Source organism: Variovorax sp. GrIS 2.14, assembly GCF_046115955.1.
Classification (GTDB): Bacteria; Pseudomonadota; Gammaproteobacteria; order Burkholderiales; family Burkholderiaceae_C; genus Variovorax.
The window spans coordinates 1-15,347 of the sequence record NZ_JBJXIA010000007.1 but is presented as its reverse complement, the minus strand read 5'-3'; the positions used below and the strand labels follow the sequence as shown (position 1 = coordinate 15,347).

Sequence of the window (15,347 nt, the reverse complement as noted above, 5' to 3'; positions counted from 1 at the left end):
TTCTTTCCGCGGCAGGTTCATGCCGCGACGCGTACCGCCTGTCGCGCCAGCAAGTGCCACTCGCCGTCTTGCCGCTGCCACACCAGAAGGATCTTGAGCTTGACGTGGCCAGGTCGACCCGAGTCGTTGGTGTCGGCGACAAGGCGGTGACGCACGATGGCGACATCGCCGTTCACGCTCACCGTTTGCTCCGAAATATCGATGGTCGTGAAATCGGAACTGCCGTCGAGCAAGCTGCCGGAGATGCTCGCCTTGGTGTCGAGCTTGCCGTCGGAGTGGCCGTAGCTCAAGTCGTCGGCGAACAAGTCGGCCAGTGCGGTAGCGCTCGGCGAAATCATCGCGAGCCGGAGGCGCTCGACGAGTGCGGTGACTGCTGCTGGTGCATCGGTATTCATTGCGGGCCCAACTTGTCGATCAACGCCTTCAGCATTTCCATCTCTTGGGGCTTGAGATCGGTGAGTGGTGGACGCACCGGGCCGGCGCTGTGGCCGACGATGGTCGCGCCCGCCTTGACGATGCTCACGGCGTAACCGGGCATGCGATTCCGGATCTCCAGGTACGGCATGAAGAAGTCTTTGAGCAATCGATGCTGCGTCGCCATGTCGTCGTCGCGCACGGCTTCGTAGAACTGCACGGCCGTCTTGGGGATGAAGTTGAAGACTGCCGACGAATAGACGGGCGTGCCCATCGCTTTGTAGGCCGCGGCATAGACCTCCGCCGTCGGCAAGCCGCCGAGGTAGGCGAAGCGATCACCCATGCGCTGGTAGATCGCAACCATGGCTTCGATGTCGCCGACGCCGTCCTTGAAGCCGACGAGGTTCGGGTTGCGCTCGGCCAGGCCTGCGAGCGTCTCAGGCTTCAGCCGGCTGGACGCGCGGTTGTAGACGATGACGCCGAATTTCACGCTCTTGCAGACCGCTTCGACGTGCGCGGCCAGACCTTCTTGTCCTGCTTCGGTCAGGTAGTGCGGCAGCAACAGGATGCCGTGCGCGCCGGCCTTTTCAGCGGCTTGTGCGCACTGGATCGCGAAGCGCGTCGGACCACCGGCGCCGGCAATGATCGGTACTACGCCGCGGCAGGTGTCGACGGCCGTCTGGACGATGCCGGGGTACTCCTCGCCGGTGAGTGAGAAGAACTCGCCCGTGCCGCCGGCTGCGAACAACGCGGTCGCGCCATACGGTGCCAGCCATTCGAGGCGCTTCTGGTAGCCCTCCTTGTGGAAGTCGCCGTGGCTGTCGAAGTCGGTCAACGGGAACGACAGCAGGCCGGAGCCCATGATGGTTTTGAGTTCTTGCGGGTTCATTGAGACAGGTGGATGGATCAATCGATCTTGATGTTGGCGTCGGTGACGACCTGGGCCCAGCGCGCGCGTTCCTTGTTGAAGAACTTGTCCTGGTCGACCGAAGTCATCGTCACGACTTCGGCGCCCTGACCAGCGAGGCGCGAGCGGATGTCGGCCGAGCGAATGATGGAAACCAGTTCCTTGTTGAGCCGCTGCACGATCGCGTCGGGTGTGCCGCGCGACACCAGCACGCCTTGCCAGGTGCCGGATTCATAGCCGGGAACGCCCTGCTCGGCGATGGTCGGCACGTCGCCGATCAACGGCATGCGCGTGGCCTTCGACACGCCGAGGATCTTGAGCTTGCCCGACTGCACCTGCGGCAGCGTGGCGAGCATGCCGTTCATGAGAATCTGAGTCTGGCCGCCCACGGTGTCTTGAATCGCCTGCACGCCGCCCTTGTAAGGTACGTATTGCCAGCGGGCGCCGACGGCGCGCTCCAGCGCGACGCCCGCCAGATGCGGCGCGCTGCCCGTGGCGGTGACCGCGAAGTTGAGATCGGACTTTTTCGAAAGCGCGACGAGTTCCTTCAGGTTGTTGGCCGGCACCGACGGATGCACGACCAGCAAGTGCGGCGAATACGCCAGCATCGTGACGCCGCTCAGGTCTTTCGACGGATCGAAGGCCAGCTTGGCGTAGACAGACGGGCTGATCGCCAGCGCGCCGACATCGCATAGCAGCAAGGTGTAGCCGTCGGGTGCCGACTTGGCAACGAAATCGGCGCCGAGGTTGCCGTTGGCGCCAGACCTGTTCTCGACCAGCACCGTTTGCTTCAACGCTTCCGACAACGGCTGGCTGATGGAGCGCGCGATGATGTCCGATGAGCCGCCAGGCGGGTACGGCACGATGATCTTGATAGGTTTGGAAGGCCATGCGGCGTCGGCTGCGTTTGCACCGCTCGCAGACAGAAGTCCACCGCCAATGACCCCGCCGAGGGTGCCGAGCATCCATTCACGCCGCTTGATTGCCATGTCCATCTCCAGTCGATAACTCAGTCGATAACTGTGTGATCGGTCATCGTACAACCTGCGTCGATGTGTGTCTCTCCCGGTTTACCCGGAAGTCATGCGACCGGCGTCGTTGGCTCGGGCTTGTCCGCCAGCTTGCCGACCGCTGCCGATCGGGCCGCGTCCTGCGCGCGGCGCAGCCTCTCCCGGCTGTTGGTCAGATGGATTCGCATCGCGGCACGTGCAGATTCGGCATCGCCGCGCGCGATGGCCTGGTAGATCTCTTCGTGCTCGCGGTTGACGCGACTCAAATACTCGCTGCGCCGATCGACATCGACCAGCGCGCTGATCCGAGTGCGCGGAAAAATCGAGGTGCCGAGGTGGCTCATGATGTCCGCGAAATACGGGTTGCCCGTCGCCTGCGCGATGCGCAGATGAAAGCGCAGGTCGGGCGCCACGGTGTCACCCGACACCCGCACGTTGTGCTCGAATTCGTCGAGCGCCTGACGCATGGCCAAAAGGTCTTCCTCGGTGCAACGCGTGGCCGCCAACCCGGCGGAACCAGTCTCCAGGCTGATGCGCAATTCGAGCACGGCCAGCACGTCGATCGAGGTTGCGAGTTCTGCTGGATCGAGTCGGAACATGCCGCCCGACTTGGGCTGCAGGACGAAGGTGCCGACACCGTGGTGCGTCTCGACCAGGCCACCCGCCTGCAACTTGGACAAGGCCTCCCGCACGACGGTGCGACTCACACCGTAAGCCTGCATGATGGCCGACTCGGTCGGCAGTTTGTCGCCCGGCCGCAGCGTCTGCGCCTGGATCTTTTGTGCCAGATCGTCGACCAGCCCGTGCGCCAGCCCGCGCCCCTTGATGCGCGGGCGCCCGACAAAGGCCGCAGCCTTCGCCGTGTCGCCCACATCCGATGATGAAGCACCGTGTAGCAAGGGATTTCCCGCAGTGGTTTGGCTCATGCGGCCATGATAATCCGTGCAAATGTTGTACGACAACCGATAACAACCCTTACTTTGATGAAGTACGCGCTCGATTTCACTCCCTTGCTCAGCTACTGGCCGGTTTTCCTGAACGGAGCCTGGCTCACGCTCAAGATGACCGCGCTCGCCGTGATCGTGGGCGTGGCATTGGGAACTGCAGTCGCCTTCGCCAAGCGCAGCAAGATCAAACCGCTCTCTCGCCTTTGCTCTGCCTACATCGAGGCGGTACGCAACACGCCTTTTCTCGTTCAGATCTTCCTGCTGTACTTCGGGCTCGCCAGCGTTGGCGTGCGCATGCCGACCTTTGTCGCGGCCGTACTGGCGATGACGATCAACATCGGCGCCTACGCCGCGGAGATCATCCGCGCCGGGCTCGAATCCATCCCGCCCGGACAAATCGAAGCGGCCGAATGTCTGGGTTTGTCGAAGTGGCGCATCGGTTGGCACGTGATGCTGCAGCCGTCGATCGAGAAGGTGTACCCCGCCCTCACCAGCCAGTTCCTTTTGATGATGCAGGCGTCGGCGATGGCCTCCCAAATCTCGGCGGAAGAACTCACCGCCATCGCCAACACCGTGCAGTCGGACACGTTCCGCTCGCTTGAAACGTACATCGTGGTGGCTGCGCTTTACCTCGTACTGTCGCTGATCATCAAGCTCATCACCAGCGTGCTGGGCGAGTACTTGTTCCGTCGCCGTCGCGTGCTGCGCAAGGCGGCTGCGCGGAGCGCAAATGGCGCTCGTGCGCTCATCGACACCACCCAAGCCAACGTGGCGAGCCACGGCGGAGCGGCATGACCATGTTCGGCAGCTTCACCCTCGTCCACCTTTTCTACCTGATCAACTCGATCGGGTGGACGCTGGTGCTGTCGGCACTGGCTTTCGTGCTCGGTGCCATCGGCGGCTTCGGCGTGATGCTGGCGCGCATATCGCCGCGGCCGTGGTTGCGCTGGCTGGCCATCGTCTACATCGAATGCATTCAGGGCATTCCACTGCTGATCCTGCTGTTCATCGTGTACTTCGGCCTGTCGGTGTACGGCTACTCGCTGCCCTCGCTGATCGCAGCCGGCTTGGCGATGATGATTTATGTCGCCGCCTACCTCGGCGACATCTGGCGCGGCTGCATCGACGCCATGCCCAAGCCGCAATGGGAAGCCTCCGAATGCCTGGCGTTCTCGCGCTGGCAAACGCTGCGCCTCGTGATCATTCCTCAGGCGGTGCGTTTGTCGTTGCCACCGACCGTCGGCTTCCTGGTGCAAATCATCAAGATGACTTCGCTGGCGTCGGTCATCGGCTTCGTCGAGCTCACGCGTGCGGGGCAGATCATCAACAACACGATCTTTCAGCCATTCCTGATTTTCAGCCTGGTCGGCGTGTTCTATTTCGCCCTGTGTTACCCGCTGTCGCGCTGGAGCGAAGCCATGGAGAACAAGCTCAATGTCGCCAATCGTTAGTCTTCACGACGTCTACAAGAGCTTCGGCTCGAACCAGGTGCTGAAGGGTGTTTCTTTCGAAGTCGCCAAGGGCGAAATGATCGCCATCATCGGCGCCAGCGGCTCGGGCAAGAGCACTGCGCTGCGCTGCATCGACCGGCTGGAGAAAATCGACAAGGGCACCATCGAAGTGGCCGGCATCCGCGTCGACAGCCCTTCTGTGGACCTCAAACGCTTGCGGCTCGAAGTCGGAATCGTGTTCCAGAGCTACAACCTCTTTCCGCATCTCACAGTCGAAGAAAACATCATGCTGGCGCTGCGCCACGTGAAGAAGCAGTCGCGCGCCGAAGCGCACCAGGTCACGCTGCGCGTGCTCGATCAGGTGGGCCTGCGCGAGAAGGCCGATGCGTATCCCGAGCAGCTTTCGGGCGGCCAGCAGCAGCGCGTAGCCATCGCCCGCTCGCTCGCCATGTCGCCCAAGGTCATGCTGTTCGACGAAGTCACTTCGGCACTCGATCCACAGCTCACCGGCGAAGTGCTGCGGGTGATGGAAGACCTCGCGGCCGGCGGCATGACCATGCTGCTGGTGACGCACGAAATGGCCTTCGCCAAGCGCGTGGCCGACCGCATCATCTACATGCACCAGGGCCGTGTCTGGGAAACCGGCGAGGGCAGCATGCTCGATTCGCCGAAGACACCCGAACTGCGCGCCTTTCTCGACAACGGTCTTTAACGGCAACCGCTCGGTCGCCCACTTCTTCACTCATCTTTTCCGCGAACCCCAAGGAGACACTATGAAATCGACAAGCACTTTCGCCCGCACTGCCCTCGCCGCCCTGATGCTGGCCGGCATCACCCAAGCCGCACTCGCCGACCAGTTCGACGACATCAAGAAGGCCGGCACGATCCGCGTGGCGATCGCCATCGGAACGCCGCTCTTCAGCTACACCGATGCCAACATGCAGCCGACCGGCTCCGACGTGGACGCCGCGGCAGAGCTCGCCAAAGACCTGGGCGTGAAGCTGGAGATCGTGCCGATCACCACCGCTGCACGCATTCCGACGCTGCAGGCGCGACGCGCTGACGTCGTGATTTCGGCCCTTTCGATCACCGAAGAGCGTGCCAAGGTGGTGGACTTTTCGGTCCCCTACTCGGCCATCACCATTCTGGTTTCAGCGCCAAAGGACATGAAGATCGCCAATTACGCCGACCTGAATGGCAAGCGCGTCGGCCTGACGCGTGCAACGACCAATGACACCATCACGACGCGGGAGGCCAAGGGCGCAGAAATCATGCGTTACGAAGACGATGCGACGCTGATCACGTCGGTGGTCACGGGCCAGGTCGATATCTTCTCGAGCACCCCATCGAACATGGGCGAGATCAACAAGCGCGCACCTGGCAAGAACTTCGAAATGAAGTTCTCGCAGCTCGACTCGGGCCTGGGCGTCACCATGAACAAGGGCGAACCGAAATTGAAGGAATGGATCGATGGCTGGGTCACGACCAATATCAAGAACGGCAAGCTCAACGCCATCTACAAGAAATACCACGGTCGCGATCTGCCGACCACGGTGTTCAAGCCAGCGTAAGGACCAGGTAATCATGTCAAACAAATTGGGGCGCTTGCTCTTGACCGGTGCTGCGGGCGGTCTCGGCAAAGTGCTGCGCGACTCGCTGAAACCGTCCACCGATGTGCTGCGTTTGTCCGACATCGCCGGAATGGCGGCCGCTGAGGGCGCGCATGAAGAAGTAGTGCCTTGCGACCTGGGCGACAAGGCGGCGGTCGATGCACTGGTGGCTGGCTGCGACGCAGTCGTGCATCTGGGCGGCGTGTCGGTCGAACGACCCTTCGAAGAAGTGCTGGAAGCCAACATCAAGGGCGTCTTTCATCTCTATGAAGCGGCTCGTCGACACACCGCCAAACGCATCGTGTTCGCCAGTTCGAATCATGTCATCGGCTTTCACAAGCAGACCGAAACGATCGACGCTGGCGCACAGAAACGGCCCGACGGCTACTACGGCTTGTCGAAGTCTTTTGGCGAAGACGTGGCGCAGTTCTACTTCGACCGCTACGGCATCGAGACGGTGAGCATCCGCATCGGCTCGTCGTTTCCCGAGCCGCTGAACCGCCGCATGATGAGCACCTGGCTGAGCTTTCGCGACCTGACGACGCTGGTCGAGAAATCCCTCTTCACCTCCGATGTGAAGCACACCATCGTCTATGGCGTGTCGGCCAACCGCGACGTGTGGTGGGACAACAGCGCTGCCGCGCACCTGGGCTACGTACCGCAAGACAGTTCTGAGCAGTTCCGCGCCAAGGTCGAGGCGCAACCGCCGGTCGCGCCGACCGACCCCAACGCCATCTACCAGGGCGGCGGCTTCACGGCCCAAGGCCCGTTCGGCGACTGAGCCGGGCCGGCCTGATGTTCGCGCCGCCCGCAGTCGACTGACCCTGCATTTTTTTCGAAGTTCCATCCCCCCTACTTTCAATCCGAGGAGACACCATGACACCGAAACTCAAAACCCTCTCTGGCCTGATCGCGATCGGCCTTTTCGCGCTGACGACCAGTGCGACGGCCCGCACATTTCGCTCGGCCGAGGTGCACGCCAAGGACTTCCCGACCAACCAGGCCGTGATGTTCATGGGCGAAGAATTGTCGAAGGCCAGCGGTGGCAAGGACAGCATCAAGATCTTCGCGGACAGCTCGCTGGGTTCGGAGAAAGACACTGTCGAGCAGGTCAAGATCGGCGCGCTCGACATGGTGCGCGTGAGCTCGGCCTCGTTCCACGGCATCGTGCCGGAGTCGGTCGTGCCGTCGCTGCCGTTCCTGTTCCGCGACATCGAACATTTCCGCAAGGCGATGTACGGTCCGGCCGGCGACAAGGTGCTCGCCGCGTTCGACAAGGCCGGCTTCATCGGACTGGCCTTCTACGAGAGCGGCGCGCGTTCGGTCTACGCCAAGAAGCCGATCAAGAACGTCGCCGACATGAAGGGCTTGAAGATCCGCGTGCAGCCCTCCGACCTGATGGTCAGCATGGTGAGCTCGATGGGTGCGTCGCCCACGCCGATGCCGATCGCCGAGGTCTACACCGGCCTGAAGACCGGCCTGGTCGACGCCGCAGAGAACAACTACCCGTCGTACGAAGAAGCTAAGCACTTCGAAGCAGCGCCCTACTACTCGGAGACCATGCACGTCATGACGCCCGAAGTGCTGGTGTTCTCCAAGAAGATCTGGGACACGCTTCCCAAAGAGCAGCAGGCCGCCATCCGCAAGGCCGCGAAAGACTCGGTTCCTTTCTACGTGAAGCTGTGGGAGCCGCGCGAGAAAGACGCCAAGGCGGCTGTCATCAAGGGCGGCGCCAAGATTACCGCCGCAGCCGACATCGACCGCAAGGGCTTCGTCGAAGTCGAGAAGCCGGTGTACGACAAATTTGCGTCCACGCCCGAGTTGAAGGCGCTGGTGCAGGAAATCATCAACACCAAGTGATGCGACTTCAAAGGCGACTGCAATGACAACGATGCTGTCCCGCGTCAACGCGAAGCTCTCGCGCTGGACGATGTACCTCGCCTGCGTGTGCCTGGTCGGCCTGCTCGGCGTGGTCGTCTACGGCGTGGTGCTGCGCTACGTCTTCAACAACGCGCCGGCCTACGTCGAGCAGGTCGCGCTGTTGCTGGTGATCTCGGTCGCCATGTTCGGCGCCTCCGCCGGCGTGCGCGACGCGGGGCACATCGGCCTCGACTCGCTGGTCAAGGCGCTGCCCAAGACGGTGCAGTTCTGGTGCAAATGCGTGGTCTACGTGCTGACCATTGCCTTCGCCATTGCGCTGTTCGCAGGCGGCATGGAGATGGCCATCTCGACCCACGACGCGACCATTCCTACGCTCGGCTTGTCCGAGGCTTATCGCTATTTGCCGGTGCTCATCGCAGGCGTGCTCATCACGCTCTTTTCGATCGAACACCTGGCGTCCCAGTTCACCGGCCACGAAGTGGTCCCATCATGGCACTGACGCTTCTTTCACTCAGCTTCATCGTCTTTTTGCTGCTCGGCATGCCGGTCGCTTTTGCGATCGGGTTGAGCTGCCTCTTGACCTTCGCCTTCGAAGGCCTGCCCTTCGAAACCGCCATCCAGATGATGGTGTCGGGCATGAACGTGTTCTCGTTCCTGGCGATACCGTTCTTCATCTTTTCCGGGGAGTTGATGCTGCACGGCGGCATCGCCGACAAGATCGTCGCCTTCGCGCGCAGCTTGGTCGGCCACTGGAAGGGTGGCCTCGGCCTCGCGAACGTGGTGGCGTCGACGCTGTTCGGCGGCGTCTCCGGCTCGCCGGTGGCAGACACGTCCGCCATGGGTGGCGTGATGATCCCGATCATGAAGCGCGAGGGCTACAGCGCGGCCTATGCCGTCAACGTGACCACGCACGCATCGCTCTCCGGCGCGCTGATGCCGACGTCGCACAACATGATCATCTATGCCTTTGCAGCGCAAGCGGCGGTGGGCACGATCGGCGGCCACACCATCAAGGGCGTGTCGATCGGCGACCTGATGTTCGCCGGCCTGATACCGGTGTTCTGGATCATGGTGTGCATGCTGGTCGCAGCCTACTGGCAAGCCGCCAAATACGGCTTTCCTCGGCGGCCCGACGGCTCCACGATGATCGAGCGCTTTCCCGGCTGGAACGCGGTGCTGCGCACCTTTATCGCGTCGATTCCGGGCCTGATGGTGATCGTCATCATCCTGGTGTGCGTGATGGAAGGGATCGCGACTGCAACGGAGGCGGCTGCCATCGCGGTCACTTATTCGCTACTGCTCACGGTGGTCATCTACCGCACGATGACCAAGCAAAAGCTCTTCAAGTCGCTGGCCAAAGCATCGAAGACGACGGGCGTGATCCTGCTGCTGATCGGCGTGTCGAACATGCTGCGCTACCAGATGGCGTACCTGGAAATTCCGGACACCATCGAGGCCGCGCTGCTTGCCGCGACCACGACGCCTTGGCTGATGCTGCTGTACATCAACATCATCCAGATCTTTCTGGGGATCTTCCTGGACATGGCGGCGCACATCCTGATCACGACGCCGCTGTTCCTGCCACTGGCCATCCAGATGGGTGTGGGTCCGGTTCAGTTCGGGATGATGCTGCTGCTCAACTGCGCGCTGGGGCTGGTGCATCCACCGGTAGGGACGGTGCAGTTCATCGGCTGCGCGATCGGAAAGATATCGATCGGCGAGGCCACCAAGACGGCCTGGCCGTACTACCTCGCCATCTTCATCGCCATCACGCTGGTGACCTACGTGCCGGCGTTCTCGACCTGGCAACCGTCGCTGATCACAGGGCACGTGGTGCTGTGAAAGCGCCCACCATGAAAAAGATTCTGACAGTTATGGCGCTTGCAACTCTTTCTGCCTCGCCGGCTTTGGCTACGACCTGGGTCTACGTGTCCAACGCCGATAGCCAGGACATCTCGGTGCTCGAACTCGACCGGGATCTGGGCGTTCTCAAGCCGGTCGAAACGGTGAATGTCGGTGGCCAGGTGATGCCGATGGCGGTAAGCCCCGACAAGCGCTTCTTGTATGCCGCGTTGCGCTCGCAGCCCTATCGCGTCGTGAGCTTTGCAATCGACGGTGCCAGCGGCAAGTTGAAGAAGCTCGGCGAAGCGCCACTGGCAGACAGCATGGCCAACATCGATACCGATGCCACAGGAAAATGGTTGTTCGCGGCCTCCTATCCGGGCCACAAGATCACGGTCAACGCCATCGACAAGGAAGGCAGCGTCGGTGCGATCCAGCAGTTGATCCCGACCGCGCCGAACGCGCATGCGATCCACGCCGATTCGACCAACCGCTTCGTGCTGGCGACCAGCCTGGGCGGCGACAACGTGTCGAGCTGGCGCTTCGACGCGGCCTCCGGCAAGTTGTCGCCGAACGACCCGCCGCTCACCGGCGCCCAGCCAAAGTCGGGGCCGCGCCACTTCGTCTGGGACAAGGCGCAGCGCTTCGTTTATCTGGTCGACGAACTCGACGCTGCCCTGCACGTGTATGCATGGGAAAGCGCGGGCGGCACGCTCAAGCTGTTGCAGAGCACGACCACCCTGCCTGCGGGATTTGCCGGCAAGCCATGGGCCGCAGACCTGCACCTGACGCCCGACGGCCGCTATCTCTATGCCTCGGAGCGCACATCCAGCACGCTGTCGGCGTTCCGTGTAGACCCGTCCACCGGCTTGCTGCAGCCGCTCGGCCAGACGCCGACCGAGAAGACGCCGCGCGGCTTCGCCATCGATCCGAGCGGGCGCTATCTGATCGCCGCGGGGCAGGAATCGCACAGCGTTTCGGTCTACGCCATCGACGCCAACACCGGCGCACTGGGCACGCCGAAGCGCATCCCGGTCGGCAAGAACCCGAACTGGATCGAGATCGTCGACCTGCCCTGACCGACGCGCTGAGCAAGCCGCCGAGTAGGCCGATGCCGAACGGCAGCCGCGGCGCCGAGTCGCCTCGATAGAATCCGGCTCCCCGCCACCTGCAGAGCTACCCCTCTTCCCCGCTGTGTCCGATCGCCTTCCTGTCCTGCCGCAGTACCTCTTTCCGAAGCTGGCGCTGACAAATTTTGCCGGCTGGGTCGCGGGCAAGGAGCGTGGCGCCGTCACGACCTGGATCATCCGACGTTTCGTCGCGAAGTACGGCGTGGACATGGGCGAAGCGCTCGAGAGCGATATCGCCCACTACAAGAGCTTCAACGACTTTTTCACCCGGGCGCTCAAGCCTGGTGCGCGGCCGCTGGCTCAAGCCGATTTGATCTCACCGGTCGACGGCGCCATCAGCCAGTTCGGCCCAATCGAAGGCGACCAGATTTTTCAGGCGAAGGGCCATAGCTACACAACCACCGCGCTGGTCGGTGGCGACGCGACACTGGCGGCGCAATTCGCGCACGGCAGCTTCGCCACGCTCTACTTGAGTCCGAAGGACTACCACCGCATCCACATGCCCTGCGACGGCGAACTGGTGCGAATGATCTACGTGCCGGGCGAGTTGTTCTCCGTCAACCCGACGACAGCGCGCGGCGTGCCCGGCCTCTTCGCGCGCAACGAGCGCGTGGTGTGTGTCTTCGAATCGGCGAGCGGGCCCTTCGTGCTTGTGCTGGTCGGCGCGACCATCGTCGGCAGCATGGCCACCGTCTGGCACGGCGTGATCAATCCGCCGCGGCAGGGTGAGTTGCGCGAATGGCGCTATGGAACTGGGGCGAACGACAGCAGCCCGCGCGTCGCACTGAAGAAGGGCGACGAGATGGGCCGTTTCTTGCTCGGCTCGACGGTCGTGATGCTGTTTCCGAAACCTCCTGTGACGTTCAACCCGGAGTGGTCGCCAGCCCGGCCGATCAGGCTCGGCGAAGCCATGGCAAATTTCATCCGGATCTGAGGCTTAGGCGCCACAGGCCGCATGTAGTATGCCTATGTCGCTATAAAACTTGTAGCACTCGGTTGATGCTTTCGCTATAGTCACTGGCCGAATCGCGCGATCGGAAAATCAATTAAAAAAATGCGCCCGAGGAGATGTTGTCGATGAGTAGCAAGCAATGAGTACAAAGGAAAACGCGGCGGTGAGCCAGTTGCTTGCGCTGCTCGAGGCTCGCTATGCCTTGCGTGTTCTCTGGGCGCTCCGCGATGGACATGCGCAAACCTTTCGGCTGCTGCAAGACAGCGTTGGTGGCATCACTCCCAACACATTGAACACCCGCATCAAAGAGCTGCGCGAAGCTGGCATCGTGAACCACGGCAGCGAGGGCTACAGCCTCACGCTCAGTGGGCAAGACCTGTTGAAGCGGTTGTCGGATCTGCAGGCCTTTGCCGGCAAGTGGCAGTTGACGCAGATAAAGAAGGTGCCGGTAGCGCCGCCGATCACCAGCAAGTAAACATCCAGGGCAGCGCGCAGGCGGTCGTGGCTTCGGTCATTGGCTTCGGTTGCAGCTTCGCTAAACTCACCCGCTCTCTCAACGATCATCAACCCGATCGATCTCGATCACCGTTCCAAGGAGCAACCATGCCCACCACTCCCTCCGGCCTGCAATACGAAGACACCACCGTCGGCGAAGGCGCCGAAGCCAAGGCCGGCCAGCACGTGCACGTGCACTACACCGGCTGGCTCTTCAACGACGGCGTGCAAGGCGCCAAATTCGATTCGAGCCGCGATCGCAACGACGCTTTCGCGTTCTCGCTCGGCGCCGGCCAAGTTATCAAGGGCTGGGACGAAGGTGTTGCCGGCATGAAGATCGGCGGCAAGCGCACGCTCATCATCCCGGCTGCGCTCGGTTACGGCGCGCGCGGAGCAGGCGGTGCAATCCCGCCGAACGCCACGCTCAAGTTCGACGTCGAACTGCTCGACGCGCATTGATCCAGTGCCGGCCTACGGGTCGGCCAGAGCTGCGCTTCCAGCGTCGACGCTGGCGCCAGCGGGTTTTCCCAGCACGCGGCCTTTTCGGCCGCATTTTTTCGCTTGAAAAACCCTTCTGCGAGCCCAAGATGGACTGCACTAGTTTGTTTTTTGGCCTCGCGCCCTTTCATCACATGTCCGATCCACAACAATCCGGCCCGAATTCGCAAATGCTGCAAGGCGACCCGAGTCCCGAAGAGCGAGAGGCCGCCCAGTTCGCCGACGAGGCCGATGCCCAGAGCACGCTGGCCACGGTGCAAGCCGAACTCGTCGCCCTTCAAGCGAAGAACGTTGAGCTGTCAGATCAGTACCTTCGCGCGCAGGCCGACGTGCAGAACGCTCGCCGCCGCGCCGACGAAGAGATCACCAAGGCCCGCAAATTTGCCGTCGAGGCGTTTGCCGAGAGCCTGCTGCCGGTAACCGACAGCCTCGAAGCCGGCCTGGCGATCAAGGACGTCACGCCCGAGCAGATCCGCGAAGGCGCCGAAGCGACGCTGCGTCAGCTCAAGAGCGCACTGGAACGCAACAAGGTGATCGAGGTCGCGCCACCGGCAGGCACCAAGTTCGATCCGCACCAGCACCAGGCCATTTCGGTCGTGCCGGCAGATCAGGAGCCGAACACCGTCGTCAGCGTCCTGCAAAAAGGCTACACCATCAACGAGCGCGTGCTGCGCCCGGCGCTGGTCACGGTCACCGCGCCGAAGTAATCCACAGGAAACCCCCGGTTCATACCTTGAATCGCGGCCGGTTATCCACAAGTTCACACCACCCCATTTTTCAGAACTCAGGAGCAAATTCAACATGGCCAAAATCATCGGCATCGACCTCGGCACCACCAACTCGTGCGTGTCGATCATGGAAGGCAACACCACGCGCGTGATCGAGAACTCGGAAGGTGCCCGCACCACGCCGTCGATCGTCGCGTACCAGGAAGACGGTGAAGTGCTGGTCGGTGCCTCGGCCAAGCGCCAGGCCGTGACGAACCCCAAGAACACGCTGTACGCGATCAAGCGTTTGATCGGCCGCAAGTTCGAAGAAAAAGAAGTGCAGAAGGACATCAACCTGATGCCCTACAGCATCGTCAAGGCCGACAACGGCGACGCCTGGGTCGAGGTGCGCGGCAAGAAAATGGCGCCTCAGCAAGTCAGCGCCGACATCCTGCGCAAGATGAAGAAAACCGCTGAAGACTACCTTGGCGAAACGATCACCGAAGCCGTCATCACGGTGCCGGCGTACTTCAACGACGCGCAGCGCCAGGCCACCAAAGACGCCGGTCGCATTGCCGGCCTGGACGTGAAGCGAATCATCAACGAGCCAACAGCAGCCGCCTTGGCCTTTGGCCTCGACAAGCAGGAAAAGGGCGACCGCAAGATCGCCGTGTATGACCTGGGTGGCGGTACTTTCGACGTGTCGATCATCGAGATTGCCGACGTCGACGGAGAAAAACAGTTCGAAGTGCTCGCCACCAATGGCGATACCTTTCTGGGCGGCGAAGACTTCGACCAGCGCATCATCGAATACATCATTGCCGAGTTCAAGAAGGAACAAGGCGTCGATCTGGGCAAGGACGTGCTCGCACTTCAGCGCTTGAAAGAAGCCGCAGAGAAGGCCAAGATCGAATTGTCGAACGGCGCGCAAACAGACATCAACCTGCCTTACGTGACGGCCGATGCATCGGGCCCAAAGCACCTGAACATCAAGCTCAGCCGTGCCAAGCTCGAAAGCCTGGTCGATGAGCTGATCGAACGCACCATCGCGCCGTGCCGCCTGGCCATCAAGGACGCCGGCATCAGCGTGAGCGACATCAACGACGTCATTCTGGTCGGCGGCATGACCCGCATGCCGAAGGTGCAAGAGAAGGTCAAGGAGTTCTTCGGCAAGGAGCCACGCAAGGACGTAAACCCCGATGAAGCCGTAGCCGTCGGCGCTGCCATCCAGGGCCAGGTGCTTTCCGGCGATCGGAAAGACGTGTTGCTGCTCGACGTGACCCCGCTGTCGCTCGGCATCGAAACCATGGGCGGTGTCATGACCAAGATGATCGTGAAGAACACGACCATCCCAACCAAGTTTGCGCAGACTTTCTCCACGGCAGAAGACAACCAGCCGGCAGTGACCATCAAGGTGTTCCAGGGCGAACGCGAGATCGCTTCGGGCAACAAGGCGCTGGGCGAGTTCAACCTCGAAGGCATCCCGTCCGCCGCACGCGGCAC

18 protein-coding genes are annotated in these 15,347 nt (G+C 62.1%); 14 read left to right on the top strand and 4 right to left on the bottom strand.

The features are described 5' to 3' along the window. Positions 1 to 17 precede the first annotated feature (17 nt). From RCH10_RS13075 to RCH10_RS13060, 4 genes are all read right to left on the bottom strand, one after another. Complete coding sequence (locus RCH10_RS13075; RefSeq protein WP_409052689.1) at positions 18 to 395, bottom strand: nuclear transport factor 2 family protein; 378 nt, start codon at positions 393 to 395, stop codon at positions 18 to 20. Beyond that, positions 392 to 1,303, bottom strand: coding sequence for a 5-dehydro-4-deoxyglucarate dehydratase (gene kdgD, locus RCH10_RS13070; RefSeq protein WP_409052688.1), 912 nt, complete (start codon positions 1,301 to 1,303; stop codon positions 392 to 394). Before kdgD ends, RCH10_RS13075 begins: the two co-directional genes overlap by 4 nt. Before the next feature lie 17 nt (positions 1,304 to 1,320). Continuing rightward, positions 1,321 to 2,310: a Bug family tripartite tricarboxylate transporter substrate binding protein gene (locus RCH10_RS13065; RefSeq protein ID WP_409052687.1), complete on the bottom strand. Its 990-nt coding sequence runs from the start codon at positions 2,308 to 2,310 to the stop codon at positions 1,321 to 1,323. Positions 2,311 to 2,402: 92 nt separating this feature from the next. Next, complete coding sequence (locus RCH10_RS13060; RefSeq protein WP_409052686.1) at positions 2,403 to 3,257, bottom strand: FadR/GntR family transcriptional regulator; 855 nt, start codon at positions 3,255 to 3,257, stop codon at positions 2,403 to 2,405. 57 nt (positions 3,258 to 3,314) lie between these two features. On the opposite strand from RCH10_RS13060, the gene RCH10_RS13055 reads away from it, so the two are divergent. The 14 genes from RCH10_RS13055 to dnaK form a co-directional block, all read left to right on the top strand. Further along, positions 3,315 to 4,073, top strand: coding sequence for an amino acid ABC transporter permease (locus tag RCH10_RS13055; protein WP_187051139.1), 759 nt, complete (start codon positions 3,315 to 3,317; stop codon positions 4,071 to 4,073). Positions 4,074 to 4,075: 2 nt separating this feature from the next. After that, entirely contained in the window at positions 4,076 to 4,729 is a 654-nt protein-coding gene (locus RCH10_RS13050) for an amino acid ABC transporter permease (protein ID WP_323498146.1), read from the top strand. Then, complete coding sequence (locus tag RCH10_RS13045) at positions 4,713 to 5,441, top strand: amino acid ABC transporter ATP-binding protein (protein ID WP_187051138.1); 729 nt, start codon at positions 4,713 to 4,715, stop codon at positions 5,439 to 5,441. The genes RCH10_RS13050 and RCH10_RS13045 overlap by 17 nt, the downstream gene beginning before the upstream one ends. Positions 5,442 to 5,502: 61 nt before the next feature. Next, on the top strand, positions 5,503 to 6,300 hold the full coding sequence (locus tag RCH10_RS13040; RefSeq protein ID WP_409052685.1) for a transporter substrate-binding domain-containing protein: 798 nt from the start codon (positions 5,503 to 5,505) through the stop codon (positions 6,298 to 6,300). 13 nt (positions 6,301 to 6,313) lie between these two features. Then, positions 6,314 to 7,120 (top strand): NAD-dependent epimerase/dehydratase family protein, encoded by an 807-nt coding sequence (locus tag RCH10_RS13035; RefSeq protein WP_409052684.1) that lies wholly within the window; start codon positions 6,314 to 6,316, stop codon positions 7,118 to 7,120. Between the two features lie 95 nt (positions 7,121 to 7,215). Continuing rightward, positions 7,216 to 8,199, top strand: a complete 984-nt coding sequence (locus RCH10_RS13030; protein WP_323498131.1) for a TRAP transporter substrate-binding protein — start codon at positions 7,216 to 7,218, stop codon at positions 8,197 to 8,199. Between the two features lie 22 nt (positions 8,200 to 8,221). Further along, positions 8,222 to 8,719, top strand: coding sequence for a TRAP transporter small permease (locus RCH10_RS13025; protein ID WP_409052683.1), 498 nt, complete (start codon positions 8,222 to 8,224; stop codon positions 8,717 to 8,719). After that, positions 8,710 to 10,062, top strand: a complete 1,353-nt coding sequence (locus tag RCH10_RS13020) for a TRAP transporter large permease (RefSeq protein WP_409052682.1) — start codon at positions 8,710 to 8,712, stop codon at positions 10,060 to 10,062. Before RCH10_RS13025 ends, RCH10_RS13020 begins: the two co-directional genes overlap by 10 nt. Before the next feature lie 11 nt (positions 10,063 to 10,073). Then, complete coding sequence (locus RCH10_RS13015) at positions 10,074 to 11,141, top strand: lactonase family protein (protein ID WP_409052681.1); 1,068 nt, start codon at positions 10,074 to 10,076, stop codon at positions 11,139 to 11,141. Between the two features lie 115 nt (positions 11,142 to 11,256). Then, positions 11,257 to 12,126, top strand: coding sequence for an archaetidylserine decarboxylase (asd, locus tag RCH10_RS13010; protein WP_409052680.1), 870 nt, complete (start codon positions 11,257 to 11,259; stop codon positions 12,124 to 12,126). A 157-nt stretch (positions 12,127 to 12,283) separates the two neighbouring features. Next, complete coding sequence (locus RCH10_RS13005) at positions 12,284 to 12,619, top strand: winged helix-turn-helix transcriptional regulator (RefSeq protein ID WP_323498137.1); 336 nt, start codon at positions 12,284 to 12,286, stop codon at positions 12,617 to 12,619. Positions 12,620 to 12,747: 128 nt separating this feature from the next. Next, positions 12,748 to 13,098, top strand: coding sequence for an FKBP-type peptidyl-prolyl cis-trans isomerase (locus RCH10_RS13000; RefSeq protein ID WP_187051130.1), 351 nt, complete (start codon positions 12,748 to 12,750; stop codon positions 13,096 to 13,098). 173 nt (positions 13,099 to 13,271) lie between these two features. Further along, positions 13,272 to 13,844: a nucleotide exchange factor GrpE gene (gene grpE / locus RCH10_RS12995; RefSeq protein WP_323498138.1), complete on the top strand. Its 573-nt coding sequence runs from the start codon at positions 13,272 to 13,274 to the stop codon at positions 13,842 to 13,844. A 94-nt stretch (positions 13,845 to 13,938) separates the two neighbouring features. Then, positions 13,939 to 15,347, top strand: a 1,409-nt coding sequence (gene dnaK, locus RCH10_RS12990; RefSeq protein ID WP_409052679.1) for a molecular chaperone DnaK, incomplete at its 3' end; no start/stop codon positions are given.

Bases quoted from the DNA above. Each gene is read 5' to 3' on its own strand.
- RCH10_RS13040 (WP_409052685.1), top strand. From the start codon at position 5,503: ATGAAATCGACAAGCACTTTCGCCCGCACTGCCCTCGCCGCCCTGATG.
- RCH10_RS13025 (WP_409052683.1), top strand. From the start codon at position 8,222: ATGACAACGATGCTGTCCCGCGTCAACGCGAAGCTCTCGCGCTGGACG.
- RCH10_RS13060 (WP_409052686.1), bottom strand. From the start codon at position 3,257: ATGAGCCAAACCACTGCGGGAAATCCCTTGCTACACGGTGCTTCATCA.
- RCH10_RS13075 (WP_409052689.1), bottom strand. From the start codon at position 395: ATGAATACCGATGCACCAGCAGCAGTCACCGCACTCGTCGAGCGCCTC.
- RCH10_RS13045 (WP_187051138.1), top strand. From the start codon at position 4,713: ATGTCGCCAATCGTTAGTCTTCACGACGTCTACAAGAGCTTCGGCTCG.
- RCH10_RS13055 (WP_187051139.1), top strand. From the start codon at position 3,315: ATGAAGTACGCGCTCGATTTCACTCCCTTGCTCAGCTACTGGCCGGTT.
- RCH10_RS13020 (WP_409052682.1), top strand. From the start codon at position 8,710: ATGGCACTGACGCTTCTTTCACTCAGCTTCATCGTCTTTTTGCTGCTC.
- RCH10_RS13065 (WP_409052687.1), bottom strand. From the start codon at position 2,310: ATGGCAATCAAGCGGCGTGAATGGATGCTCGGCACCCTCGGCGGGGTC.
- kdgD (WP_409052688.1), bottom strand. From the start codon at position 1,303: ATGAACCCGCAAGAACTCAAAACCATCATGGGCTCCGGCCTGCTGTCG.
- RCH10_RS13000 (WP_187051130.1), top strand. From the start codon at position 12,748: ATGCCCACCACTCCCTCCGGCCTGCAATACGAAGACACCACCGTCGGC.
- RCH10_RS13035 (WP_409052684.1), top strand. From the start codon at position 6,314: ATGTCAAACAAATTGGGGCGCTTGCTCTTGACCGGTGCTGCGGGCGGT.
- RCH10_RS13030 (WP_323498131.1), top strand. From the start codon at position 7,216: ATGACACCGAAACTCAAAACCCTCTCTGGCCTGATCGCGATCGGCCTT.
- RCH10_RS13050 (WP_323498146.1), top strand. From the start codon at position 4,076: ATGTTCGGCAGCTTCACCCTCGTCCACCTTTTCTACCTGATCAACTCG.
- RCH10_RS13005 (WP_323498137.1), top strand. From the start codon at position 12,284: ATGAGTACAAAGGAAAACGCGGCGGTGAGCCAGTTGCTTGCGCTGCTC.
- grpE (WP_323498138.1), top strand. From the start codon at position 13,272: ATGTCCGATCCACAACAATCCGGCCCGAATTCGCAAATGCTGCAAGGC.
- RCH10_RS13015 (WP_409052681.1), top strand. From the start codon at position 10,074: ATGAAAAAGATTCTGACAGTTATGGCGCTTGCAACTCTTTCTGCCTCG.